Below are 23,742 nucleotides of genomic sequence, written 5' to 3'. Positions count from 1 at the left end.
CGCCTCGACCTACATTTCAAGAGGCCATCACCAACGAAGGTGACTTACCATGCTTGCCGAGAAGTTTTTCCTGGTTCTGGAATCCCTGATCCGCGGCGATCGCACCTACCCGGATGGAAGCCCCCGGGTCATCAGCACCTCGCCGCACGTGCCGGTGAAGCTGCCGAATCGCAAATAGCCCCGCTCGCCTTCGCGCCCCGGTCACGCGCCGCTCAGCGCAGGCCAAGCAGTGAGCGGCGATAGCCGGCGTCGCGCGCTTCGCTCAGACAGACGAAGCTGCCGTCGAGGCCCTGGCGATATCGCCTCTGGCTCCTCGTGTAGTAGATGCCCTTCCTGAAATCGAGCCAGACCACCTGATCGTGCGGGCAATGACGCTGCGCCTGCGCCTCGTAGCGAAACGGCGTCAGCGGGGTTGCCGATGCCCCTGCGCTGGCGAAGCTGGTCACGACCGTGACGGCGAGCGCGATTGCGCCGCCTCGTTTGCCAAAGCCGCTCCAAGACACTCCCCACCTCCCGCTTCCGGCCGCGCGGCACGGTAGCATGAAACGACACCATGCCTATCAGGAGAGGAGCGCGCTGCGTCTTCCGCCGGCCATCTTGCCGGGTTACAGGACGGCGAGATCATCTCGCTTCGAGGATGCTGCCCGAATGTCGGTTGAGCCAGAGGCCCGCACCGAACCCCGTCCGCCCTCGCCGCGCCTGCGCCTGCTGCCGATGATCATCTTCGGCTCGCGCTGGCTGCAGCTGCCGCTGTATCTCGGGCTGATCGTGGCGCAGTGCGTCTACATCGCGCTATTTCTCAAGGAGCTCTGGCACCTGTCCTGGCACGCGCTCGACTTCACCGAGCAGCAGATCATGATGAGCGTGCTGGCGCTGATCGACGTCGTGATGATCTCCAACCTGCTGGTGATGGTGATCGTCGGCGGCTACGAGACCTTCGTCTCGCGGCTCGAGCTACAAGGCCATCCAGACGAGCCGGAATGGCTCGGCCACGTCAATGCGAGCGTGCTCAAGATCAAGCTCGCCATGGCCATCATCGGCATCTCCTCGATCGCGCTGCTACGCACCTTCATCGAGGCCGGCAATCTCGGCTCCGACCGTGCCGGCTACACCGAGAACGGCGTGATGTGGCAGGTGCTGATCCATCTCACCTTCGTCGTCTCGGCGATCGGCATCGCCTATGTCGACAAGCTCGGCGATTCCGGGACGCGCAAGCACGTCGAGTGAGGCGCAAGAACTGGCTTCTTGGAGATATTAGATTAGCGGCCGCGTCAGCCTTTGGGTGCGGCCGCTTCGCGCGCGAGGCGCTCGGCTCTCAGCCGCTCCTTGTTAGCGTAGAACGCCTTCTGCGCCTCTTCATGATCGCGCATGGCCTTCTCGGCCTCGATCCGGCGTGCCGCATCGCGCGCCTGGCGCTGCTCGGGGGTCAGGGGTTTGCGTCGGAATGAAAGGTCTTCAGTCATGTCGAGACAACTTGGCGGCGAGGAAAAGGTTCCGCACGGTCTCGCCGAGCGTCAAAGGCTCACCTTGATCGTTGTGCGAAAACAACCCCATGCACAGTAGCCAAGCCATTCTAACACAAGAGCTTTTTTATTGAGCCGACGAGCGCGCTTGACCCGTCGGGCAAAACAGAGGCATTCTGCGATCTTCGGACAATCCTAAGTGCGGTTCTCGACCATCGACGCAAGGGGCAGCACGCACGACGATCATGTCCCCTCGGCGGAGATCTCGATATCCGCAATCACGGGCAAATGGTCTGAATAGGCCCTCGCCTCGGTGTCGGTCCAAACCTTCGCGATCGGGCTGTCGGACGTTGCATAGATCCGGTCGAGCCGCATGAGCGGTAGGCGCGACGGGAACGTCCGCAGCCGCGTCCGGCTCGGACAGACCTGCGCGAGCACCCGCCGCACTGACTTGACCCAGAACCAATCGTTGAAATCGCCGAGAACGACGGTCCTTGCCGGTTTCACCAGGCTCACCAGGGCCCGCGCCTGGGCATAGCGCTCGTGAATACTCAAGCCGAGATGCGTGGCGACCACGCGAACATCGCCGGCAGGCGTCAGCAAATCCGTGGCAATCGCCCGGCGTGGCTCCCGCTCCTGATACGACACATCGACGATCTCGGGCACGCTGGAGAAAGGAAAGCGGCTCAGCAGCATTTGACCGTAATCACCATCCTCGGTGACGATCGACTTGGCGTGCACGCGGTGATCGCCGATGACGCTCGCCAGCCTCGCAAAGGGATCGTCCGACCGCGACCGCGAATCCACCTCCTGAAGCGCAACGACATCAGGCGTCCATTTGCGCAGGATGGAGCAGACCCCCTCCAGATCGAACGTCGGATTGAGATTGAAGGTGCCATGCACATTCCACGTCATGAAGCGCACCGGCGCCATCAGCGTCTCCCGGCGAGCCAGGTCGCGACGAATTGTGCGGCGGCGCAGATCCCGAGCCAGCCCAGGAACGCCAGCACGAGCAGCGCTATGTTGGTCCAGGACGCATTCCTGGCGAGGTCCGCGATCTGGGCGCCCAGGACGGCCATGGCGAGAATGCCGGGCATCATGCCCAGCAGCGTCCCAACCATGAAGTCACGCAGCGGCAGCGTGCTCGCACCCGCCACGACGTTCACCAGCGAGAAGGGTGCGATGGGAATCATACGGATGACGACGACGGCCAAAATTCCCTTGCCGACGACGCGTTCCTGGATGCGTGCGGCACGTCGCCCCAGCAAACGCTGAAGGCGTTCGCGGCCGAGGAAACGCCCGATCGCAAACAGGGTCAGGGCGCTGAGCAGGACGCCCACCATGGCGGTGATGAAGCCCAGCCACGGTCCCAGTGCGGCAGCCGTTGCGGCGATGAGCACGAGAACCGGAAAGATGACCAGCCCGCCAAGGACAAAGGCAGCGATCGCAAATGGCGGTCCCCAGACGGACTGCGAATAGGCCGACAGCAGCGCCGAAATGTGGCCCGCGTCGGCGTAATCGCTCAAGGAGGTGTACGACCAGGCCAGCGCCAGGCCAAAGAGCGCCAAGGCGATCGAGGCCACCCCGATCAACGTCTTCGTATTCCACATGCGGGATGCCGCGCGCTCCAGATGAAGCGGCAGCTCGGGATCCGCCACCGGCTGAACCATGCTGGCCAGCGTGCTGGTCAGGACCGAAGCTTCCACTTTCCGCAGCGTCTTCGTCCCACCGGTTTTCGACGCCTCGTCCAGCAAAGCGAACAGCCGATGCTCGTTCTGCGTGACGGCTTGTTCGTCGAGACCGCAGAAATGCGCGATCAGGCGACGGCGGACCGATTTGATGAAATCCCGATGCTCCTCGGATTCAGCTTCGAAAATCAGATCGCATTCGCTGTCGGCGCCCATCGAGCGATTGTTCAAATTGGCCGAGCCGATCCGCAAGATCCGGTCGTCGACGACCATCAGCTTGCTGTGCACCATCACCGCGGCTTCCTTATGCCCGCTGCGCGCGACAGGGTAGACGAAGCGGATGCGATCGGCGACGCCGGCCGTGCTGAAGCAGTCGATGAAGGCACCCCGGCCGTTCTGCATGGCTTGGGATTCCAGCCACGAGGAATGCAGTTTCGGCGCGACGATCAGGGCCCGAAGCGACGGCACGCGACACATCTGTTCCGCCAATTCGCGCGCCATCCGGGTCGCACTGGTGAACTGGTTTTCGATGTACACGAAGCTCGTTGCCGACCGGATCGCGGCGATCAACGAGCGCTCGACCTCCCTGATGGTCGAGCCTGCAGGACAGACCACTTCGGTTCTGGCGATCCCCACCGGCATATGTTCGGCCTCAACAGGCACATTCGCCGGCCAGCGATCGCCCGTTACGGTGCGCCGATCATCAACCTGTTGGCCCGCCGCACGCCAGCGTTGCTCCACGAGCTCGAACAGCTGCTCCGCGGCATCCCCATCGACCAGGCATTGAACGTCATGAAACGGCGGATATGGCTTGCGCTGGGGATCGCAGCGCATTGGGTTGTCAGCGCGATGGTCACTCGTGTCCCAGCGCCTGATCGTCAGATCAAGGCCGCCGACGAACGCCACTGAACCGTCGACACAGACGATCTTCTGGTGTTGAGCCGAACCAAACGGAAGCGAGGCGTCCAGATGAAAGCGCACGCGGCCATCCGTGCCGGCAGCGAATTTCGCCGCCGAATTCCACTCCCTCTCGGAGGCGTAAAAGGAGACGAAGTCCCAGACGAGAATGTTGACGCGCAAGGCGGGACGGCGCTGAACCAGCGCGTGCAGGAATGGACCGAGCTCCACAGGCAAGCCGTCATCCGCATGTCCGGAAGCTCCGACCAGCCGGGTCTTGCTGTGGATGTCCCATCCGACGATGTAGACGATATCCTGCGCCTCCAGCAGCGCCTCCCGCAGGGCTGCAAAATAGGCAGCTGCATCGTTCAGAACCGCCACGCGCTGCGCCCTGCACCGCCGCCAGACGGTGTCGCCGGGGATCAAGGTCGATGAACTCTGAAGCAGGATGACCTCGCAATTCGCGTTTGCGTCTAAACGCGCTGGAGGCTCAAGGGGTTCCCTGCCTTCCGGCTGCGGTTCAATGCGTACGAGCGCGAGAGGTTTACCCAATCCCGGCACATGATGCATCGGCATCATTTAGTGCGGATGGTCTTCGCGCCGGCACTCCTCAACGCATCCGCGATTTTCTCCGGAGCATCACCGTGAAAATCTACGGAGACCTCAATCGGACCTTCCAGCTTCTGCCGCCCCTCCGGCGCCGGCGCAGCCTTGACGTCGCTGCCTGACGGCTGCGTTCCCACTGTATTCGCGTTGCCGACGGGCTGGACGAAGACGTCGCCTCGCGGCACGCCGCATTCCTGCACGACATGCTCAACCGCAAGCTCGGCACCGCGGCGCGTGTCGAATTCTCCGATGATCGTACTTTCCAAAGCGCCCTCCCTGGATGGACGAGAATGCGAACAACAGGCGAGAAAGGGTCAAGTTCCTGAAGCTTCGGAAGTGTTCCCAAAGGCGCGCAGGGTCGATGGACCCCACGCGCTGACGCTTAGAACCGAACGATCCCGAACAGGAAAAGAAGCGCGACGGTGATCAATCCGGAGATCAGCAGCGAGCCAAGACATCCCAGACGATTCGAGAACAGGAAGAACATGCCGCCCGCTCTGAAGCTTCGTGGCGGGCTAAGTTTTCTGGTCCGCTTGCGTTCCCGATGCGCCTGGAATGTTATCGGCGTGTCCGGACGCGTGGCCAGGAAGCGATCTTTCGGGCCAGATCGCTGCGCAAGGCACTACGAGGAAGTCATTCCGCACGTACGTGACGCGCAAACTTGAATTGCTGAGTGCCCCGCTCCATGGGATCCGAACTCTGCTCGGTGAGACGAAAGCCGTCATGAGCTCCGATGAACGCCTGCTCCGAGATCCAAGTCCGCTCGTATCTGACAAGCTTCTCTTTTGACGCGACTGACTCTCCCGGACCGTTGTCGCTCAGATACGATGTCTGGACCTCGTGCCTGATCTGGTCGCTGATCGGGACGCGATGCCAAGCCAACATCGCCGGCCGGACGGAGCAGAGCGCTTTGACGGTTTCCAGCGGGTCCGGGACATATTGTATGGCCCCGTTCGAATGCACGAGGTCGACACCGCCCAACCAGTCCGCCGCTTCCTCGATGCGGTCGAAAAACATCAGCCTGTCGGTGGCAAGCTCCCTCGCACGCCGCACCATGGCTGGGGTCTCGACCACGGCCCATCGGATGTCCTGTGACTGCCGGCACGCGAGCTTGTAATGCAGACCGGCACCCCCTCTGAAATCGAGAACCGTCTTTGCGCCGACGACGAGCGGCCAGGCGTGGCTGCTCGGCTTGTAGTTGACCGTCTTGAGAAAGATCGTTTCGACCAGTTCCGGGTTATCATACCCCACGATGACGTCGCGAGGCTTGAACAGCTTGCGCCCTACTCTCTTGACGAGTTTCATTCGGGTGGGCCCGGCACATTTTTGATTGTGCACGTTGGCTAGCACGATCGCGAAACATTCGGAAACAATCGCGATATGGCCGATTGTCGCGGTGGCGGACGCATCGCATGACTCACCCTGCTGCCTGGGACTATGCTGGCAACAAGCCGGCGGCGCGATAGCTTTCGATCACGGTATCGAACAGCGCGATATCCGAGCGACTTCGGGCCATGAGCTGCGCGCCGGCCACGGCTGCGAAGATGGCGCGAGCGCGCGTCTGGATATGCTCCGGACCAACCACGGCCGCAGCGGACAGAACCTTGACGAGCCACGCCACGTTGACGTCGGCGAATGCCTGCACCTCTTTTCTCACTGTGGCCGGCAGGTCGTCGTATTCGGCCGCCATGAAGCTGCACAGGCAAATGCGATTGCTCCGTGTCAGCGCCGTGCGAAACAGTTCCGGATATTGGCTGAGGCAGCGTAGCGGATCCGGATTGTCACTCAGCATCGCTTCGAGCTGGGCTGCGGTGTCCTCCCAATAGCGTTTTGCCACCGCTGCACCAAGCTCGGCCTTGCTCGGAAAGTGATGGTAGATGCTCGCGGCCTTGATGCCGACTTCCTCAGCGAGATCGCGGAAACTCAGGCCGCCATAGCCGTGCGCCTGCGCGGTCCGCTTGGCCGCTGCGAGGATGGCCTCCTTCGCACCTGAACTCATGTCCCCTCACATCCGCTTGAAACACCCTACCTACCGACAGATAGAGGTTGACCTCTGAAATCCAAGAGGTATCTGTAGCCTACCAAGTGACAGGTAGACAAAGGAAACCTGATGAAGATCTACGATTGGCCCACCGGTCCCTATCCGGCTCGCGTGCGCATTGCTCTGGCCGAGAAGAACCTGCAATCGGCCGTCAAGTTCGTGACGGTCGATCTGCGGAAAGGCGAGCACAAGACCGCCGACTTCCTCGCCACCAAAAACTACTCCGGCACGCTTCCGGTGCTCGAGCTTGACGACGGCACGCTGATTGCCGAGTGCACGGCGATCACCGAATATCTGGACGCGCTCGATGCGGGCCAGACCCTCACGGGCACTACGCCGCGCGACAGGGGCGTGATCCACATGATGAACAAGCGGGCCGAGCTGGAGCTGCTGGATGCCATCAGCGTTTACTTCCACCACGCCACGCCGGGGCTCGGCCCCAAGGTCGAAATCTATCAAAACGAGGAGTGGGGACTGCGTCAGCGCGACAAGGCCGTGAGGGGGATGCGCTACTTCGATTCCGTCCTGCGGCAACAGCCCTTCGTCGCCGGCGAGGCTTTCTCGATGGCCGACATCACCGTCGTCGGCGGGTTGATTTTTGCGAGCCTTGTGAAGCTGCCGGTCCCTGTCGAGTGCGAGGCGCTCGCAGCCTGGTACGCGAGAATGCAGCAGCGGCCGAGCGTGAGAAACCAGCTCGCCATGGTGCCCCCGCCCCGGGAGCCGGCTGCCTAGAGTCAATGGCTGCGGACGCGCGGTCTCGCTGGTTCGCAATTGGGCTGCTTCACCGGAGCGTCGTGACGATCGAGGAACCGGTGTCCGGGCTGGACATTCCAAGTCGCGGCGGAAGGGGTGTCTCAGTCGCTTGACCGACGTGAGGTGTGGGACTCTCCGCTGCACCCCAAACGTAGTGGCCTGCTCTCAAGCCAGTTCCTCCGCCACAAGTCGTAAGCCTACGCAGATGACCCTTCGAGATCCCGCCTAGACCTCAACAGCAGGAACTGCACCTAAAAGCTTCTCGGCTCGAACCTCGGCGTCTTCGTCCGTGGGGCAATCAAACGCAAATGAATTCTCGGCCAGTTTAGGCGCTTTTCCCTCGATCAACCTCGAATTTTCGGCGATCGGCCCCATTTGCCGACGACGCCTAGCCCGAGCGCGGCGATTAAAATTGTGTTAAAAAATAAAGCTCAGCACCGTCGTCAAGGATTGATATGGAGCACCAAATGGCTTCCACGCGGGACGACAGCGTCGCGGAACGGCAGATCGCGGAGGAGCTTTCGCACTTGGCGCGCAAAGCGGAAGACGGTCCCTTGGTCCGGCCGCCCATGGAGACGTCTCGCGCCCAGCCGACAACGAACCATCAATCGACGAAAAAGCCCCACGTGGCTTTCGTGTGCTCTCTGCTGGCGGCATCCATTGCTGCTTGGTGGTGGTGGTCGTCCTCCGTTCATCCGGCGATGACGGCATCCTCGGACCCTGCACCTCTGACGCGGGGCCCCGGAGAAGCCGCGGCGCTGAATGACGCGGCGCCGTCTGCAATCGCCTTGGTTTCCGACTTGGCACAGCAGCTTCAGTCGATGACGCGCGATCTCGCTGCCTTGAGGACAGCGGTCGAACAGCTGAAGGTGGCGCAAGAGAAATTGGCCCACGACAATGAAAATGTCGCGCGCCAACTCAAGGCGAGCCAGGAAGAAATCGCAGGCAGCAGCCGTGTCATCGACGAGGTCAGAGCGATCCAGACCCAAATGGCACGCGAAAGCCAAACGCTCACCGATCGCCTCGACGCAAACCAAGAGCAACTCGACCGCGTCACGGCCAATGCCTCAGCGCCAAAGGAGATGATGCCTGAGGTTACGAACGCGATCCCAGAAAAGCCAAGGGTCATGCCTGAAATACCATTGCCGCGTCCGCGGCAGTCGGCCAATGTCGCCCAGGCGCCAAAGCCTGCGCCAATTGCCAAGCCACAAGCTACAAAACCGCAGCCGTCGTTCGCATGGCCATGGTCGCGCTAAGCCGCGACGGACCGACGCCCGCGGACAAGGCTCTCACCTCCATAGCTTCGCACAATCGTGTTTCTGCTTCGCGCGCACTCGACACGAGGCGATTGCGTGAAAACGCGTTTGGAAACGCAACAGCTCCTTGTAAGGCAGCATTCGAGACAAGGGTCAAACTGAAAGAGTTATTTGCAGCCTCGTCGAACGAAAGGCTGATTAATTGCCCCTTCGATTATAATTTTGATTATGGGGGATAATCATGATGACTCAACCACAGAATTAAAAAATATGCTGGGCAAAACATGGGAGGCTAGAATGGAAATTGCCCGCCGCTTTCGCGCGATGGCGTTGCTTTGCCGACAGACTGCCGCGCTCCAACCGGAGAGAAGCTGGAAACTGCTCGCTGAGGCAGAGTATTGGGAGCATCTGGCGGCTGCAGCCTCAGATCACTGAGGTTCGGCCGAGCGATTTATCTTCCCCCTTCTTGTTATCGACTTCTAAGTCAATCGAGATCGGTCATGACCGATAAGCGTCAGATCTATGCTCATGCTGTTCTGAGTGAACGACGCCAAGCGCTTGTGGCGGAGCTGATAGAGGTGAAGAAGCTTCGAAGTAAGCTCCGACGTGCAGAAGAGAGAACAATCGGCAGAAGACGGCTTACCAATCCGGGCAGCAGAGCTAGAGCGGTGAACTAACGCGGCAGCGAGACCGGCCGCCTGCTCAGGACAGGCGGTTGCACCGATTTCCGTTCGACGTTGCACCTTGAAAAACCGCAATGAGCCGATCACCTGCCCAAAGCTCCACGTCGTGCTCGCCCTGCATTTGCTCGGCTCGACGTCTCGCCGCCTCTTCGTCAACGCAGTCAAGCTTCGCGGCGCAGATCACTCGCCGGTTGCTGTCCACCACGAACACTTTGTACCGCATGATGGCCGTCCCACCCAAAGGGGACCATCATCATAGTCGAATGTCAGTCTCAGGCATTGCCTAAGTGAGTGCAGGCTGGCGGAACCATTGTACGTGTGGCAATTCGGCTATACCAACGTGAGCTCATCGGTCGCGCGCTGAGCGCGTCACGCAACCTGCCCACGCAAGCGCGCGTCAGTGCCGCAATCTCACTGCGTGCCGAAGCGCGCGGCTCGAGCTCAACATCGAGAAGCCCCCGAGGGTCATCAGCAGCACACCTAGCCAGGTTGTCACCGTGCTGCGCGCGTCGTCACGCACCTCTTCATCGCGCGCATCCATTGGCATAGCTGGTGAGTTTGCTGTCGCGGACTCAGGGAGCTTCTCCACCTCCACACGGGGCGGCACCGGGCGCTCGGGCGTGAGCTCGCCGCTGGGAATATCCGTGACGGGTGCCGCCGACATCAAGGCCGGCGTGCCAGCATCGAAGACAGAAGCGGCGTCAGCCACCTTGACTTCGCCTGCCGGCGGCGTCGGAGCCCTCTCAGCTGGCGAAGAGCTCGGCAACTCCGCGCGCGCATCGATCATGGGGCTCCGCCCTCGCCGCGCGGCCTCGTCGTCTAAACTGGCGGCGCGGTTGGTCGCACGACCATGAACCGGCTTTCGTACCGTTGCGATGCCCTCAGCTAGGAACCAGCATTTGCGGTGACCGTCGCGCCGATACACCCAGCGCTGTCCTACACCAGGCGAATTGCCGGGCCTCGGCATGCATTCCGGCTGCGCTGACGAGGTTGCTGCGGGCTCGCGAGGAGCGTTGTTGAACAAGTCGGCGAAAGGGTTCGCGCATGCAGGCGCCGCCGAAAGAGTTCCAACCAGCACCAAACACGGGAAATAGGATCGCAAATTACCGGACATCGAAAATTCTCCCGATGTTGCGCCCCCCAACCGGGCATAAGCCTTCGCGGCAACGTGCGGCCCAAATCTGACAGCGAGATGGATTAATTGTGCTCCTCGCCGAATTAATCAATCCATCCAGCACTTTTGGGTCGCAACACGCGGCACGCGCAATCGAGCCATCCGCGTTTCGCACTCGCATCAAATTAAATGCTTCGCCACGATATTACCGCTGTCGTGCCTTTCTCCCTGCAACCTCCCTCAATTAAATGTGGATTGTACGGCAATCTCCGACTGACCGCTTGTGTGCTTCTTCATTCCCGACTTGTCTGCCTGGGCCTCACCCAAGAGTTTGGATCGAACCATGAACACCGAGCATTTAAATTCGCTCTCCCTCGACGAGCTCTGGACGCTTCACCAACAGGTGGCCGCCAGCCTCGCTCAGAAGCTCCTGTTGCAGAAAGCCCGGTTGGAGGAACGGCTCGTCAAAATTGGACTGGCCGACGAGGCCAAACGGTTCGATCGTAAACGTCGTCCATATCCGCCGGTTCGTCCCAAATATTGCAATCCGAAGAACCCGGCAGAGACCTGGTCAGGTCGCGGTAGGCTGCCGCGATGGCTGCGGCCGCAGCTTCGAGGCGGCCGGAAGCTGGACGACTTCCTAATCAACCACGCTTCCGTTGAACGGCGGCAGACAAATTGAGCGCTGCTCGTGCGATCGAGTTGACCAATGGACTGAACGAACACGAGGGGACCCGCGATCGTTGAACGTTCGCTTGTGTTTTGGCCAGCATCATCAATTCTAAGTAATTGATTTAACTGACGTCTTGGCGGAAGGGGTGTCTTGTCAACTCTACTGATCGTGCACGCTTTTTTGCGCAGGTGCGAGTAATTACTACGGTGTTTGCAACGGTCGAGGCAGCACTACCGAAACAGTAGTTTTTGTAACACAGGTGGGCCCCTCCCCTCGCCAAACGGCGAAGTGCAATTTTGCTGTCTCTACCGCAAAGTGTGCAAGAGAGCGGGTTGCTGAGCCCTGCGAGCCTTCTTCCGCGCCGCCAGTTCACGGGGCGGGCTTGCTGCACGCGACTGTGATGACTGTTGAGAAATTTGTGTGAAGTAGTTCACAGGCGGGAGGTATCTCTGCGCGCAGCATAGGCGCTTCCACCGGCGGGAAGCGCAATGAAAGTGGTACTTGGCAACGTATCGAACGCTCCCGCTGACCATCGCTGTTCTAGTGGTGGCTGGTACTACTATGGCCATCGGTACTCCTCGTGGAGTCTATGAACCAATGTTGGGACCCGATTGGCAATGCAGCCGGGCCATGCTGCTCGTGACCACGTGCGTACTAAAGTACTGAGCGGAATAGCTTCACACGTGCAGACGCGCGCTCGGTCACACATCTCGACCCTAATGCAGGTCGGCATGTTCCTTAGTTGACCTGCATTCCGTCGCCGCGTGACCAGGTAGGTCTAGGAGGAGGCCGATATCATGGCGGACCTCAGGGAAAAATTGGACAAACTCTGTGCCGATGACGCGGATGGCCCTCATGAGAAGGCGAACGAGCGACTCGCAAAAGCGGGCGCTTTTCAAGCGCTGGGCAGATGAGCTCGCCATCGAGGCTCTCGAACGCGCGCAGGTTGGTGAAGCTGCAAAGCCGACGGTCCGGTCACAGCGATATGGACAAAGTCGTGCCCCTCCAGGCGGTCCAAATCGTCGCTGACACAATCCCACTTCCTTTGTGGACCACCGCCTCAACTAGCTGTCTCTTGTTCACAGCTGGCGAGCCTTCATGCTGCACGTGCTCAGGATCTGGCCGGTCTGGTCTGCAGTCCAAACTCCGCCGGCTCCCAGGCCGGCTGTTTTTCAATGGATTAGCCGTCCTGACGGGTGATGCCGAGGCTGCCGCTGGTGAGTGCGAATAGCTCTCTTGTGACTTGGCGTCCGCCAAATTGTCAGCTTTCGACGCGCTTCGGACATTACCGGCGCAGGCTGCCAATTCGGCAAACTGACCCGCGCCGGTTGTGGTAGCTTACTCCTCGGCAGCGACGTTTCGGAACCAGGGACTGCTATGCCTGAAAGCCATCCGCGCAGGCTCACGGCCATTCTTGCAACCGACATTGCCGGGTACAGCCGCCTCGTCGAAAATGACGACGAAGGCACGCTAGCCCGATGGAAGGCACATTGGCACGCGCTCGTCGAACCCAACGTGAAGCAATTTCACGGGCGGATAGTGAGGGTGATCGGGGACGGAGCAATTATAGAATTCGCAAGCGTCGTGGACGCGGTCCGCTGTGCCGTTGAGATACAACGCGGCATGGCCTCGCGCAACGCTAACGTGCCCAACGACAAGCGAATAGAGCTTCGTATGGGCATCAACTTCGGAGAACTCATCCTTGATGGCGACGACATTTGTGGTGATGCTATAAACATAGCGGCACGTTTGGAGGCGCTGTCGGAGCCTGGGGGGATTTGCGTTTCCGGCAGGGTACAGGAGGACGTCCGGGGCAAGCTCGACATCGTTTTTGAGAACGCGGGTGAGCAGCAGCTGAAGAATATTGCGCGGCCAGTGCGCATATACCGCATACGGATAGGTTCGGGCGTGTCTACCCTTTCGGTCGCCCCGCGAAAACCGGGCGCCGCCAGATCCAGGCTGCGAATCGGCCTAGTCGCCGTCGCAATGCTTCTCCTGCTTGGCGGCCTCTGGCAACTAGTCTTGCACCCGTTCTCCCTATCGGAGGTATTCCGCGAGGCGCAGGTCCCCGCTCTGCCGCCCGACAAGCGCTCTATTGCCGTGCTCCCCTTTCTCAATCTGAGCAGCGACCCAGAGCAGGAGTATTTCAGCGATGGAATGACCGAGGATCTCATCACGGAGCTCTCCAGGCTCACAGGTTTGTTCGTCATCGCCCGCAACTCGGTTTTCACGTTTAAGGGCAGGACGGTCAAAACTGCTCAAGTGGGCCGAGAGTTAGGGGTGCGATACGTGATTGAGGGAAGCGTGCGCAAAGCCGACAACCGAATTCGCGTCACGGCACAGCTAATCGACGCAAACACGGGTTATCACATGTGGGCTCAGTATTACGACCGAGACTTACAGGACGTCTTTGCCGTCCAAGGGGAGATCGCCCGGACGATAACGAGTGCGCTGGAAGTGAAGTTAACAAAAGAGGAGGAAAGGAACATGGGGCGTCCATACACGAGCAGTAACGTCGCCTGGGAGTATTTCATGCGCGGTACAGAGCTTTATCGGCGCTTCACGCCCAAGGATAATGCGAATGCGCGGAACCTTTTCGAGAAAGCTATTGACCTCGACCCGGAGTTTGCGCGCGCTTATGCGAATTTGGCCGCCACCCATCGGCAAGATTCAAATGGGAGGTGGAGTAAGGACCCCAAATCTTCAGAGGATCTGGCCTATCGCATGGCGCAAAAGGCCCTTGAGTTGGCGAGAAGGGAGCTCGAACCCAAGCCTTCGTTGCCATTTGCTCTCGAGCAAATGGGCTGGGTTCTGTTGTACAGAGAGAGATTTGAAGAGGCTCGGCAGGCCGCAGAGGAGGCAGTTCAACGTAACCCTAATTACGCGGACGGCTATGCCTTATGGGCGCACGTGCTGATCTATTCGGGTGAACCGGAAGAAGCGCTTCACAAATCGCAAGAAGCTATCGACCTTAATCCCATATATCCATTCTTCTACGACTACCACCGCGGCCAGGCTTATTACGTGTGGGGCTTCCTGACCTCGACACAGGACCCTAATGCTAGCAGGCAACGTTTTGAGGAGGCCGAGAAATACCTTCGCGAGGCCCTCCGGAAAAATAACAATTTTAGGCCGGCCCGCTCGTATCTCGTGGCTGTCCTTAGTGAGCTTGGTCGGCTGGATGAAGCGAAGGAAGAGATGAATATCTCTTTGGCGAAAGGTGAGCCGCTGGTCAAGATCTTGAAGGGTGGCGACCAACAGCTCATTGAGGAGCATACCCGCACGCTAACCCCATATTCAAATCAAGAGATTAGAAACCGCCTTACTAAGGTCTGGCAGGAGGCGGCGCGTTGAAGAGCAGACTCCACGAGCATAGAAAGGGTGACCCGAGATTATCCTCGGCTTGATTGAAGCTCGCCTACTTTGGGGGGCCACCTCCATCATCTTCGGGATCAATGACCATCAGCGACATCGCTGTCCTGCGCTTTGCAATGCACCTGCTTTGTCGAACGGCAGCCGCGCCAAATTGTGTAATTATGCCTCGGCGGAGCTCTACTCCACCTTAATTCCGCTAGCCTTGATGATGGGCCACCACTTTTCGATTTCAACTTTTTGGAGGGCACTGAGGGCTTCCGGAGTTTGCTGCTCGCGTGGTGGAATCTCCATCCCCAAGTCCGCTAGACGGGTTCGAACGTTTGCATTGGCCATTGCCGTGACCACTGCTTCATTGAGCTTTGCAATCACATCATTTGGCGTTCCCCTCGGGACCCAAAACGCTGTCCAGTTCCCACCGTAGAACTCGGCCAAGCCCGCTTCGTCGACGGTCGGGATGTCGGGAGCCGACGACAGTCGGCTCTTCGCCATAACCGCGTAAGCTTTGATGGTTCCCACACGCAGCTGCGGCAAAGAATTGATCGGACTATCAATCAAGAAATCGATCTGACCGCCCATCAAGTCCGTCATTGCAAGAGCGATCGTCCGATACGGGACGAACTGAAAACGCGTGCCGGTCATTTTTTGAAGAAAGGCGCCGTACACGTGACCTGGGCTCCCTAACCCCGCGGTTCCGAGTGAAGCCTTGGCGGGATTGGCCTTAAGCCACTCGATGAATCCCTTAAGATCGTCTGCTGGCAAACCCTTCTTTGCAACGATGACTGAACTGTTGGTTGAGAGCAATGCGAGGGGCGCAAAGCTGTCCAGCAGATCATAGTTCAGCGGATACACCGCGCCATTGACAACGTGCGTCTGCCATTGACCTGCACTGATCGTATATCCGTCGGGGGCCGCGCGCACAGCGCGAGCCACCCCAATCGTACCTCCTGCTCCTCCTACGTTTTCGATGATGATGGGTTGAGCAAGAGCTTCGCGCATAGGCTCAGCTACCAGCCGCGTGATCGAATCCGTGGGTCCCCCCGCGGGATACGGAACAATGATTGTAATGGGTTTGGCCGGATACGCCTGCGTCTGCGCGACCCCTGAAAACACCGGCACCGCGGAAGCGCCTGCGACCAGATGCAGGAAGTGTCGACGACAGCAAGAGGTCATGATGATCTCCACGGGAACGGCGTGGCACGGCGGCACGTCCAACATCCAAGATCACGGAGGGACGCTCTCCGATAGCACCGGTGCTGCCACTTACAACGGTCGGAGCTTCGGCATGTCCCGCTGGGTTGCAAATGGACAAGCACCGCGGCTTTTGCTTGAGCACCTGTCAGACCGGCGAACACCGTCGATCGTCCTTGTGAGCGTGGCCCTTGAGTTTATAGCGGTTGGCGGCCTTGGTGCTAGTCAGACTGGCGCGATCTACCCGTTCGACGTTGCCGACGCGGAGGGCCAACCGCTCCTAGCGGAAAAGCTCACAATTTCCGGCCCAATCGAAGCGTTCAGCTATCGTTGCCATTGGGTGCCCTGCCCTTTGGGCGCGGTGGTCGTGGCCGAAGAACAAATCTGTAGCTTCCCACCGTGGCTACTCAAACGCCTCTTAGGCCGCCTGCCGAAAATTGCCGACCAACCAATGCCATAACCGTTCCCGTTCGGGGGAGTGGATATCCGCCCCTTTTCGGGCTTCCCCTTGGGTTGCAAGTCTGGAGCCCGCCGGGATCGCCTAGCCACCACCACACCAAAAATTGGGAAGAATAATCGCTTGATGAACCGGATTGCTGACCTGAGGCTTGTCAGCGCGAAACTTCACGTAACAGAACTCGACTCCGCGGGAACAAGCGTGCAAGCTCGCGTTCAAGAGGTGTCTCGCTTCGGGCCGAAAAGCCTGCGGACCAGATTGGGGACGGCAGGTAGGCCGATGCTGTCGCACGCTTCAGAAGGCCGCCAACAAGGCTTTCCAGCACCACCCATCTTCCGCGGCCCCCGTCCAGTACTTCTCGCGAGAAACACAAGCCTCCATTTAACATGCGCGAAATCCTACGGCGTCGTGGCATTCAGGCGCGGGTCATCATGATCGTCGTGATACTCCAGGCCCAAGGGGCCGATGGCGGAAACCTGCGTGACGTATTCGCCGGACTTAGCCCAATGGAAATGCCAGGTCTCGCCAGGCAGGACGATGACGCTACCCGGCGGATAGGCCGTCACTTTGTCGCCATGGAAACGATCGCCCAGCCCGATGTAGAATACACCTGACATGACGGTGTAGATGCGATCTTCCGGATGCTTGTGCGGCATCAGCTTGGTGCCACCAAGCACCTTGACCCGAACCACGTAGGGGCCGGATTCGCTGGGATGACCGACCATTACGGCCAGCTTCGCGCCTGGCGGGAACGCGGGAAACGGCTGCCATACGATCTCCACGGGCAGAATCGCCCGAAATCTGTCTTCATCGAGCTGATGTTGGCGGGGCAGATCTTGACGGGACATGACAACCCTCCCTGTGCTCGGCTAGGTCAGCTTGGCGTCGAGCGTGATAGCGGCATTGAGCGCCCTCGACACCGGACAGTTCTTCTCGGCCTCGCCCGCGATCCTGGCGAAACCGGCGTCGTCGAGATTCGGCACCTTCGCACGCAACGTCAGACCCGATTTGCTGAACTTGAAGCCTTTGCCTTCGGGCTCGAGGCTGACTGCGGCTTCCGTCGTGAGCTCGTCCGGCGTGAAACCGGCGAGCTGCAGGCCAAAGGCCAGCGCCATAGTGAAACAACCGGCGGCGCCGCCCCGATCAACTCCTCGGGAATTGGTGCCCTTCTCGTTCTCGAAGCGAGTCTTGAACGAATAAGGTGTCGCGACGAGCACGCCGGATTCGCTCGATAGCTGACCGGCGCCGTCGCGGCCAGTACCCTTCCAGACTGCTGTTGCCTTGCGGATCATCTCAATTCTCCTGGTTGATTTTTTTAGCTGCCGGACGAAAGCGCATTGGCACGACCGCCTGTCGCCGTTCCAGCCGGCCGAGCGCCGCAGCTGTTCCGCTAGCCACCGATCTGCCCGACGTGGAAGCCCAGCCGGTTCTCGACATCGCCGGCGCGGTGGAAGCCGCGTGCCATCAGCGCCTTGATGCGAGTCTGGCTGGCGGGACGGCCGAGCGCGGCCAGGAACGCGTCCCACTCCGGCTTGATCTCGTCATCGGGCGGCAGGCTCGCGACGTCGACAAGACGCTTCGTCTCCGCGATGGCCTCCTTGTCGAACGATGCAATGCGCATGGCGAGCGCCTCCACAAAGCCGTCGAGCTCGGCATCCGGAAACGTCCGGCTCACGTAGCCGTAGCGTTCGGCGAGATCGCCTTGGATGTCATCGGCACCGATCAACACTTCGAGCGCGCGTCCGCGGCCCATCAGTCGCGGCAATCGCGCCATCGGCCCGCCGCCGGGCACGAGGCCCGCCCCGACCTCCCATTGCGATAGAATCGCCTTCTCGCGGCTGGCAAAGCGCATATCGCTCGCCAGCGCCAGCTCGCTGCCGACACCCGTCGCACGGCCGCGGATCGAGGCAATCGACACGACCGGCGCGCGGCTGAGACGCACCAGCATATCCGGCAGCGCTTGGAGCCCGGTCGCCCCGGGCGGAATGCTCAGGGACTCCTCCAACGGCGCGAGGAAGTCGTAATGCGTGATGAAGAAGCCTTCGACCGCGCTGTCGAACACCACGACCTTCACGTCGGGATCGGTCTCGATCGCCGTGACGATGTCACCCAGCAGCGGAAGCTGTTTTGGGCCAAAGATGTTGACCGGCGGCATGTCGAATGTGACACGCCAGTAAGTCGGCAGGCGGCGTTCAAGGCGAATTTGGTCGGTCGTGAACGTACGTTCGGGGCGGCTCATGATCGGACTCCTGATGCTTGAAGGAACAGGGACGTGCTGAAGCGATCGTCTCCTCTAGGTTCAGATCGATTGGCGCAGCGGCCGGAACGCGGTACGCACTTCCGCAGAGAACAGTGCTGGCTGCTCCCACGCCGCAAAGTGGCCACCCTTGTCCAGCCGGTTGTAGTGCAACAACTTCGGATATGCTTTTTCGGCCCAGCTTCGCGGCGCGGCGTAGATTTCGTCGGGAAACACGCTGACAGCGACCGGGATCTTGATGTGCTTGGGCTCGAAGAACACGAGCTTGTTCTCCCAGTACAGCCGCGCGGACGACACCGCGGTATTGGTGAGCCAGTAGAGCGTGATGTTATCGATCACGTCGTCTCGCGACAGCCCTTCCGTCTTGCCGTCGAACACCCGAGCGATCATCGCAGCGCTGCGTGCATCATGGTCGAGCATCCAGGACGCGAGCCCCGCCGGCGAATCCACGAGGCCATAGAGCGTCTGGGGCCGGTTGGACATCTCAATCGCGTAGCCGAGGCCGTGCTTGTAGAAATCGTCAAGCTGGTCGAAGGCGGTGCGCTCGTCCGCCGAGAGGCCTGACGGACGCGACCCGCTGGGCTGGAGCGCCTTGGCGATATCGTCGGGGACGGTAGCCGGCATGTTGGTGTGAATGCCGAGCAGCTCCGGCGGCGCGATCACCGCCATCTGCTCGGTAACGGCATTGCCCCAATCACCGCCTTGCGCGACATAGCGGCTGTATCCGAGCCGCTTCATCAGCACGATCCAGGCACGCGCGATACGCTGCGGATCCCAGCCCAATGCCCTCGGCTTGCCGGAGAAGCCATGGCCGGGGAGCGAGGGGATCACGAGATCGAACGCATCCGTCGCCTTAGCTCCGTGGGCGGTGGGATCGGTCAGCGGGCCGATGATCTTCAGCTGCTCGATGATCGAGCCGGGCCAACCATGCGTGACGATCATCGGCAGCGCGTTCTCATGCCGTGAACGGACATGAATGAAGTGGATGTCGACGCCATCGATCTCGGTGACGAATTGCGGAAGCGCATTCAGCCGCGCTTCCATCTTGCGCCAGTCGTAGTCGTGCTGCCAGTAGTGGACGAGCTGCTGCACCGTCGCCAGCTGCACACCCTGCGACTGATCCGCGACAATCTCGCGATCCGGCCATCGCGTCGCGGCGAGGCGGCGACGGAGGTCGAGCAGATCCTGCTCGGGCACGTTCACGTTGAACGGGCGGATCGCGCCGGTGGCAGTGGCTTTTGCGCCGCGCAGCGGCAGCAAGTTCGCGACGCTCGCCGCAACGGCGGTCATCGCGGCCTGGCTCAGCAGTTGACGCCGGTCCGGGTTGAGGATGCCGGTTTGTGCTTGCGTGGTCATTGTGGATCTCCTCTGCGTTTTGTCGGTGACACCGCCGGCTTCGAAATCAACGTGCTGGGGTTCGTCATGCGCAGAGATTGGCGCAGGTGCCGACCATTTGCTCGTTATGGGTTGTTAGGCTGCGTTAGCAGTTGCGGGTCTGAGCGATGAGGAAGAGTGCGGCAAACGATGACATTTCACGAGATACGATGCGACACGGCGCGCGATGACCGGGTCTTCGCGCGCCGTCTCGACCCAAGTCTGGAGATGTACTCAGGACGGCAGAGGCTGGCCGGCCTGCTCGCGGACAATGTAGTCGGCGTACCAATCGGCCCAGTTCTCGTCATGTCCGCCGATCCGCTTCTCGTGCTCACCATGTGCCGCCGCCGCGCGCCGCACTGCGGCTGCGAGTTCTGTCTGCGAAGCGAAGTTCGTGCCCCCGCCCGTGATGCGTCCGGGCAGCCGCGCAGTGACCTCTTGGAAAAACCAGCCATTGCCGTCGGGATCGCTGAACGCGGCAAACGAACCATAGCTGCCGCGCTTGGGGTCAACGCCGCTGACCCGAACGGTGCCCGAAAGATACGGCTCGTCGGGCCCGGCATGAACGTCGCCGCCACCATGGAATGGTTCGCTCACCGTTATGCCACGATCGACCAGTTCTTTTCGTGCAGCCTCCAAATCGGAGACGATCAGGTACAGACCTCGAGCCGAACCGGGCGCTGCGGCCGTCACATTCCTGCCGAAGATCACCGAGCAGGCGGAGCCCGGGGGCGTGTATTGGACGACGCGCCAGTCGTCGCCGGAGGCAAAATCCGCGTCCAATCGCCAGCCGAGGCGCGAGTAGAATTCCTTGGCGCGATCGACATCCGCCACAGGGATGACGACGACTTCGAACTTCATATCATTGCTGCGCGATGGTGGAGGACTATTCGAAGATTTGGCGGCCTTGCGGTCAATTTCTGTACTGGCCATCTTAAACTCCCTGATGTGAGACGCGGGTTCGGACCGATCCCGCCGTTTGCAGGATCAACCTTGCGCGGACCGGGGACCGTTGGAAGTTATGAGATGTTATGGCTCGCCGCCGATCGCGTTGAGGCGATCTTCAGCGACCGCAGGCAACCAGCCGACGCGCGCGCATTGCTTGCCCCTCGTAGAGCGCTACCAAGAGGATCGCAGACCCCGCGACCCGGTCGCTGCAAGGGGACTGCTGGATGCCTTGATTTGAGAGCATCTTGAACGGGATATCACGATCCTGCACACTCCCGACGCATAACAGCTATTAACAGGCCAGGCCGCACTTCCCCGCCATTGATGTTGGCGCTTCAAGGCGGATCAGGCGGAACTTGGCCCTTCTTGACGATGTGAACGAGGCCGGCGGCGGTTGGCCCACTGAAATAACTTGAGGCCGTTCATGCCCACCTTTTCCTCGGCGGAACTTCGTTCTCCAGCAGGGGGAGCCCGGGTGTTTCAGGATGTAACCGCGGCAGGTTCAACCCTGACACAGTTGATCCGCTTTACGGGTATCAGCCGTGAAAAAGCCTTTTGCGCCTAATGCGATCACGGCTGCGGACGCAGTTCCCCTCAGCTGATCAAGTTGGCATCCGAGCAGATCTCAACACTTTGCAGAGGCGGACCGATCACGATCTCTTCCGAATGAAGGTCGCTAACTTCGCATCGGCCATGACAACCTCGGTGGCATCTGACGGGAGGGGTGATCGCAAAGCACTTGTTGGTGGAGTCTAAGTCTTCGACGCCTTCTTCGTGGAGTGCCTGGAGACTTCCGAGAGTTGGATAACATTCTCTCCCAACGCCTAACACTACATAACGAGCTAATAGGCCCGCTTCAGTCCAGATTGCACTCACGAGCGGCGGACGACGTCACGTGCTCGAAGGAGAGTTAGATCGACGCCCCTCGCGCGTCATCCAGCACATGCAATCAAGGGAACCCGTGTCATGAAAATTTTGATGGTCATCACCTCGCACGACCGACTCGGCAACACCGGACGCAAAACGGGCTTTTGGCTCGAAGAGCTTGCGGCCCCCTATTTCGTCTTCAAGGATGCGGGCGCGGAAATCACGCTCGCCTCGCCGAAGGGCGGCCGTCCGCCCTTGGACCCCAAGAGCAACGAACCCGAATTCCGCACTGACCTCACGCTGCGCTTTGAAGCGGATGCCGCCGCGCAAACCCAGCTGAACGAGACGGTTCGCCTCGACAGCCTCAAGCAGGAGGATTTCGACACGGTCTTCTATCCCGGTGGTCATGGCCCCATGTGGGACCTGGCCGAGGATAAGGTTTCGGTCAACCTGATCGAATCCTTCCTCGCCGCCGGCAAGACCATTGCCGTGGTGTGCCGTTCGACCGGGGCGCTGCGTCACGTCAAGACGCCCGATGGCAAGCCTCTTGTTCAGGGCAAGGAAGTCACCGGCTTCACCAACGGCGAGGAAGAGGCCGTCGGCCTCACCAAGGTGGTGCCATTCCTGGTCGAGGACGAGATGCTCAAGCTCGGGGCCGTCTTTTCGAAGACCGCAAATTGGGGCGTGCACGTCGTCAGCGATGGCCCGCTCATCTCCGGGCAGAACCCGCATTCGTCGGGCGCGGCCGCGGAGACGCTGCTCGCCAGCCTGAAGGGCAAGCCGCTGGCGCGCGCTTCGTAGATTCGGACACGCTTTCACCTGAGAGGCGCTCGTGATTGCGCCTTTCAGTGCAGCTTACGAACGTTGTCTGCCGTGCGGCAGCTGCCGCCCGTGAAAGCGCCGGATCGGATGATCTGACAGCGGCCTAAAACAGGAGCGATCACATGAACTTCCCAGCCACCGTAGCCCTCTCGGCCGCCCTGGCCTGCACGACAATGCAGGCGTCGGCGGAAACTTTACCGTCGAGCCGACGCTCGATCAGCTATCACAGCGTCGATATCCAAGGTCTCAAGATCTTCTATCGTGAGGCCGGACCCGCCGACGCCCCCACCGTGATCCTGCTTCACGGCTTCCCGTCCTCGTCGAGGATGTGGGAGCCGCTGCTGCCCCTGCTCGCGGACAAGTATCACCTGATCGCGCCGGACTATCCCGGTTTCGGCAACAGCAGCGCACCGACGCCGTCCGATTTCAATTATACATTTGACAATATCGCCAGCGTGATGGGCGATCTTACGAATAAGCTTGGCCTCACCAGCTACGTCCTACTGATGCAAGACTACGGCGGCCCTGTTGGCTTCCGCATGGCGCTCGCGCATCCCGAGCGCGTTCGCGGCATCATCGTTCAGAACGCTGTTTCGCATGAGCAGGGACTGGGTCCACTCTGGGCGGCACGGCGGAAGTATTGGGCCGACCCAACGCACGAGCTCGAGGCACTCAAGGCCAACTTCACCTCCTTGGAGGCGACACGCCAACGGCACCTCGGCACCAGCCCGCATCCGGAGCGATACGCCCCTGATACATGGACGGATGAATACGCGTTTTTGACGCGTCCTGGGCAGCCCGAGATTCAAACCACCCTGTTCCTGGATTACCGCACCAATGTCGCGTCGTATCCGAAGTGGCAGGCGTGGCTGCGCAGGATGCGTCCGCCAACGCTGGTGGTCTGGGGCAAATACGATCCATCCTTCGCCGTCGCCGGCGCTGCAGCCTACCGCGACGATGTGCCCGACGCCGAGGTTCACCTCCTGGAGGCCGGCCATTTCGCACTGGACGAGGCGACAGACGAGATCGCCTCGCTCGTCCGTGGCTTCCTTGCTCGGATCGACGGGCACACACGCTGAACGGCGACAGAGCGGCGCCCGTCCGCACACCCCCCACCGCACGACGGCAAAAGGAGCAAAACACATGTCCGACAACATCAGTGAACGCCGCCGTTTCTTCGGAGGCGCCGCCATGACCCTTGCGGCAGCCCAGCTTCCGTTGAGTGCGAGGGCCGCGGCCAAGCCGGCGAAGTCTGCCGGGCCGTCTGTCAAGACCGGGTC

Annotated in this window: 24 protein-coding genes; 9 read left to right on the top strand and 15 right to left on the bottom strand. The window is 60.6% G+C overall.

Features of this window, described 5'->3' with window-relative positions; genetic code table 11:
- Positions 1 to 49 precede the first annotated feature (49 nt).
- Positions 50 to 178, top strand: a complete 129-nt coding sequence (locus SE91_RS38030; RefSeq protein WP_283806240.1) for a hypothetical protein — start codon at positions 50 to 52, stop codon at positions 176 to 178.
- A 34-nt stretch (positions 179 to 212) separates the two neighbouring features.
- Here the strand turns inward: SE91_RS38030 and SE91_RS14905 are convergent, their stop codons facing one another.
- Positions 213 to 503, bottom strand: coding sequence for a hypothetical protein (locus tag SE91_RS14905; protein WP_061848104.1), 291 nt, complete (start codon positions 501 to 503; stop codon positions 213 to 215).
- Positions 504 to 648: 145 nt separating this feature from the next.
- On the opposite strand from SE91_RS14905, the gene SE91_RS14900 reads away from it, so the two are divergent.
- On the top strand, positions 649 to 1,227 hold the full coding sequence (locus tag SE91_RS14900) for a TIGR00645 family protein (protein WP_061848103.1): 579 nt from the start codon (positions 649 to 651) through the stop codon (positions 1,225 to 1,227).
- A gap of 44 nt (positions 1,228 to 1,271) precedes the next feature.
- On the opposite strand, the gene SE91_RS14895 is transcribed toward SE91_RS14900, so the two are convergent.
- The 6 genes from SE91_RS14895 to SE91_RS14870 all read right to left on the bottom strand — a co-directional run bounded on the left by SE91_RS14895 (position 1,272) and on the right by SE91_RS14870 (position 6,653).
- Entirely contained in the window at positions 1,272 to 1,463 is a 192-nt protein-coding gene (locus SE91_RS14895; RefSeq protein ID WP_008559453.1) for a hypothetical protein, read from the bottom strand.
- Positions 1,464 to 1,706: 243 nt separating this feature from the next.
- The gene (locus SE91_RS14890; RefSeq protein ID WP_061848102.1) at positions 1,707 to 2,396 is read right to left on the bottom strand and encodes an endonuclease/exonuclease/phosphatase family protein; all 690 of its coding nucleotides are present in this window, start codon (positions 2,394 to 2,396) and stop codon (positions 1,707 to 1,709) included.
- Complete coding sequence (locus SE91_RS14885) at positions 2,396 to 4,474, bottom strand: VTT domain-containing protein (protein ID WP_245318458.1); 2,079 nt, start codon at positions 4,472 to 4,474, stop codon at positions 2,396 to 2,398. Before SE91_RS14885 ends, SE91_RS14890 begins: the two co-directional genes overlap by 1 nt.
- Positions 4,475 to 4,623: 149 nt before the next feature.
- Positions 4,624 to 4,920: a hypothetical protein gene (locus SE91_RS14880; RefSeq protein WP_061848101.1), complete on the bottom strand. Its 297-nt coding sequence runs from the start codon at positions 4,918 to 4,920 to the stop codon at positions 4,624 to 4,626.
- 367 nt (positions 4,921 to 5,287) lie between these two features.
- A complete protein-coding gene (locus SE91_RS14875) occupies positions 5,288 to 5,959 on the bottom strand; it encodes a class I SAM-dependent methyltransferase (protein ID WP_061848100.1) in 672 nt (223 codons plus the stop codon).
- A gap of 130 nt (positions 5,960 to 6,089) precedes the next feature.
- Positions 6,090 to 6,653 carry a TetR/AcrR family transcriptional regulator gene (locus SE91_RS14870; RefSeq protein WP_061848099.1) on the bottom strand — a complete coding sequence of 188 codons (564 nt, stop codon included), beginning with the start codon at positions 6,651 to 6,653 and terminating at the stop codon, positions 6,090 to 6,092.
- Positions 6,654 to 6,764: 111 nt separating this feature from the next.
- Between SE91_RS14870 and SE91_RS14865 the strand changes: the two genes are divergently transcribed.
- Both SE91_RS14865 and SE91_RS14860 read left to right on the top strand, forming a co-directional pair.
- Positions 6,765 to 7,427, top strand: a complete 663-nt coding sequence (locus SE91_RS14865; protein ID WP_061848098.1) for a glutathione S-transferase — start codon at positions 6,765 to 6,767, stop codon at positions 7,425 to 7,427.
- A 488-nt stretch (positions 7,428 to 7,915) separates the two neighbouring features.
- Entirely contained in the window at positions 7,916 to 8,704 is a 789-nt protein-coding gene (locus SE91_RS14860) for a hypothetical protein (protein ID WP_061851132.1), read from the top strand.
- A 702-nt stretch (positions 8,705 to 9,406) separates the two neighbouring features.
- Here SE91_RS14860 and SE91_RS14855 read toward each other — a convergent pair.
- Entirely contained in the window at positions 9,407 to 9,610 is a 204-nt protein-coding gene (locus SE91_RS14855) for a hypothetical protein (RefSeq protein WP_061851131.1), read from the bottom strand.
- A gap of 174 nt (positions 9,611 to 9,784) precedes the next feature.
- On the bottom strand, positions 9,785 to 10,174 hold the full coding sequence (locus SE91_RS37645; protein ID WP_245318457.1) for a hypothetical protein: 390 nt from the start codon (positions 10,172 to 10,174) through the stop codon (positions 9,785 to 9,787).
- A 670-nt stretch (positions 10,175 to 10,844) separates the two neighbouring features.
- Between SE91_RS37645 and SE91_RS14845 the strand changes: the two genes are divergently transcribed.
- Together SE91_RS14845 and SE91_RS14835 are read left to right on the top strand one after the other, a co-directional pair.
- On the top strand, positions 10,845 to 11,183 hold the full coding sequence (locus SE91_RS14845) for an H-NS histone family protein (RefSeq protein ID WP_061851130.1): 339 nt from the start codon (positions 10,845 to 10,847) through the stop codon (positions 11,181 to 11,183).
- Positions 11,184 to 12,551: 1,368 nt separating this feature from the next.
- On the top strand, positions 12,552 to 14,528 hold the full coding sequence (locus SE91_RS14835; RefSeq protein WP_061848095.1) for an adenylate/guanylate cyclase domain-containing protein: 1,977 nt from the start codon (positions 12,552 to 12,554) through the stop codon (positions 14,526 to 14,528).
- A gap of 198 nt (positions 14,529 to 14,726) precedes the next feature.
- Here SE91_RS14835 and SE91_RS14830 read toward each other — a convergent pair whose 3' ends face one another.
- Positions 14,727 to 15,731 carry a tripartite tricarboxylate transporter substrate-binding protein gene (locus tag SE91_RS14830; RefSeq protein WP_245318456.1) on the bottom strand — a complete coding sequence of 335 codons (1,005 nt, stop codon included), beginning with the start codon at positions 15,729 to 15,731 and terminating at the stop codon, positions 14,727 to 14,729.
- Between SE91_RS14830 and SE91_RS14825 the strand changes: the two genes are divergently transcribed.
- Entirely contained in the window at positions 15,718 to 16,197 is a 480-nt protein-coding gene (locus SE91_RS14825) for a hypothetical protein (protein ID WP_156489619.1), read from the top strand. The two genes, SE91_RS14830 and SE91_RS14825, sit on opposite strands and share 14 nt — an antisense overlap.
- A 395-nt stretch (positions 16,198 to 16,592) precedes the next feature.
- Here the strand turns inward: SE91_RS14825 and SE91_RS14820 are convergent, their stop codons facing one another.
- From SE91_RS14820 to SE91_RS14800, 5 genes are all read right to left on the bottom strand, one after another.
- Positions 16,593 to 17,042, bottom strand: a complete 450-nt coding sequence (locus SE91_RS14820) for a cupin domain-containing protein (RefSeq protein ID WP_061848093.1) — start codon at positions 17,040 to 17,042, stop codon at positions 16,593 to 16,595.
- Positions 17,043 to 17,063: 21 nt separating this feature from the next.
- Entirely contained in the window at positions 17,064 to 17,486 is a 423-nt protein-coding gene (locus SE91_RS14815; protein WP_061848092.1) for an OsmC family protein, read from the bottom strand.
- Positions 17,487 to 17,584: 98 nt separating this feature from the next.
- On the bottom strand, positions 17,585 to 18,433 hold the full coding sequence (locus SE91_RS14810; RefSeq protein WP_061848091.1) for an enoyl-CoA hydratase/isomerase family protein: 849 nt from the start codon (positions 18,431 to 18,433) through the stop codon (positions 17,585 to 17,587).
- A gap of 60 nt (positions 18,434 to 18,493) precedes the next feature.
- Positions 18,494 to 19,807 carry an epoxide hydrolase family protein gene (locus tag SE91_RS14805; RefSeq protein ID WP_061848090.1) on the bottom strand — a complete coding sequence of 438 codons (1,314 nt, stop codon included), beginning with the start codon at positions 19,805 to 19,807 and terminating at the stop codon, positions 18,494 to 18,496.
- Positions 19,808 to 20,059: 252 nt separating this feature from the next.
- Positions 20,060 to 20,758, bottom strand: coding sequence for a VOC family protein (locus SE91_RS14800; protein ID WP_060736067.1), 699 nt, complete (start codon positions 20,756 to 20,758; stop codon positions 20,060 to 20,062).
- Between the two features lie 981 nt (positions 20,759 to 21,739).
- Here SE91_RS14800 and SE91_RS14795 point away from each other — a divergent pair.
- On the top strand, positions 21,740 to 22,441 hold the full coding sequence (locus SE91_RS14795; protein ID WP_061848089.1) for a type 1 glutamine amidotransferase domain-containing protein: 702 nt from the start codon (positions 21,740 to 21,742) through the stop codon (positions 22,439 to 22,441).
- Between the two features lie 143 nt (positions 22,442 to 22,584).
- A complete protein-coding gene (locus SE91_RS14790; protein ID WP_061848088.1) occupies positions 22,585 to 23,541 on the top strand; it encodes an alpha/beta fold hydrolase in 957 nt (318 codons plus the stop codon).
- The last annotated feature ends 201 nt before the right edge of the window (positions 23,542 to 23,742 follow it).

Source organism: Bradyrhizobium sp. DOA1 (assembly GCF_001593325.1).
Lineage (GTDB): Bacteria > Pseudomonadota > Alphaproteobacteria > Rhizobiales > Xanthobacteraceae > Bradyrhizobium.
Note: the sequence above shows the minus strand (reverse complement) of the source record. Positions and strands in the feature narration are given on the sequence as shown.

Coding starts and splice junctions, on each gene's coding strand:
- SE91_RS37645 (WP_245318457.1), bottom strand. CDS start 10,174: ATGATCGATGCGCGCGCGGAGTTGCCGAGCTCTTCGCCAGCTGAGAGG.
- SE91_RS14855 (WP_061851131.1), bottom strand. CDS start 9,610: ATGCGGTACAAAGTGTTCGTGGTGGACAGCAACCGGCGAGTGATCTGC.
- SE91_RS14895 (WP_008559453.1), bottom strand. CDS start 1,463: ATGACTGAAGACCTTTCATTCCGACGCAAACCCCTGACCCCCGAGCAG.
- SE91_RS14870 (WP_061848099.1), bottom strand. CDS start 6,653: ATGAGTTCAGGTGCGAAGGAGGCCATCCTCGCAGCGGCCAAGCGGACC.
- SE91_RS14795 (WP_061848089.1), top strand. CDS start 21,740: ATGAAAATTTTGATGGTCATCACCTCGCACGACCGACTCGGCAACACC.
- SE91_RS14825 (WP_156489619.1), top strand. CDS start 15,718: ATGATGATCTCCACGGGAACGGCGTGGCACGGCGGCACGTCCAACATC.
- SE91_RS14890 (WP_061848102.1), bottom strand. CDS start 2,396: ATGGCGCCGGTGCGCTTCATGACGTGGAATGTGCATGGCACCTTCAAT.
- SE91_RS14800 (WP_060736067.1), bottom strand. CDS start 20,758: ATGGCCAGTACAGAAATTGACCGCAAGGCCGCCAAATCTTCGAATAGT.
- SE91_RS14860 (WP_061851132.1), top strand. CDS start 7,916: ATGGCTTCCACGCGGGACGACAGCGTCGCGGAACGGCAGATCGCGGAG.
- SE91_RS14810 (WP_061848091.1), bottom strand. CDS start 18,433: ATGAGCCGCCCCGAACGTACGTTCACGACCGACCAAATTCGCCTTGAA.
- SE91_RS14875 (WP_061848100.1), bottom strand. CDS start 5,959: ATGAAACTCGTCAAGAGAGTAGGGCGCAAGCTGTTCAAGCCTCGCGAC.
- SE91_RS14820 (WP_061848093.1), bottom strand. CDS start 17,042: ATGTCCCGTCAAGATCTGCCCCGCCAACATCAGCTCGATGAAGACAGA.
- SE91_RS38030 (WP_283806240.1), top strand. CDS start 50: ATGCTTGCCGAGAAGTTTTTCCTGGTTCTGGAATCCCTGATCCGCGGC.
- SE91_RS14815 (WP_061848092.1), bottom strand. CDS start 17,486: ATGATCCGCAAGGCAACAGCAGTCTGGAAGGGTACTGGCCGCGACGGC.
- SE91_RS14790 (WP_061848088.1), top strand. CDS start 22,585: ATGAACTTCCCAGCCACCGTAGCCCTCTCGGCCGCCCTGGCCTGCACG.
- SE91_RS14900 (WP_061848103.1), top strand. CDS start 649: ATGTCGGTTGAGCCAGAGGCCCGCACCGAACCCCGTCCGCCCTCGCCG.
- SE91_RS14805 (WP_061848090.1), bottom strand. CDS start 19,807: ATGACCACGCAAGCACAAACCGGCATCCTCAACCCGGACCGGCGTCAA.
- SE91_RS14865 (WP_061848098.1), top strand. CDS start 6,765: ATGAAGATCTACGATTGGCCCACCGGTCCCTATCCGGCTCGCGTGCGC.
- SE91_RS14845 (WP_061851130.1), top strand. CDS start 10,845: ATGAACACCGAGCATTTAAATTCGCTCTCCCTCGACGAGCTCTGGACG.
- SE91_RS14835 (WP_061848095.1), top strand. CDS start 12,552: ATGCCTGAAAGCCATCCGCGCAGGCTCACGGCCATTCTTGCAACCGAC.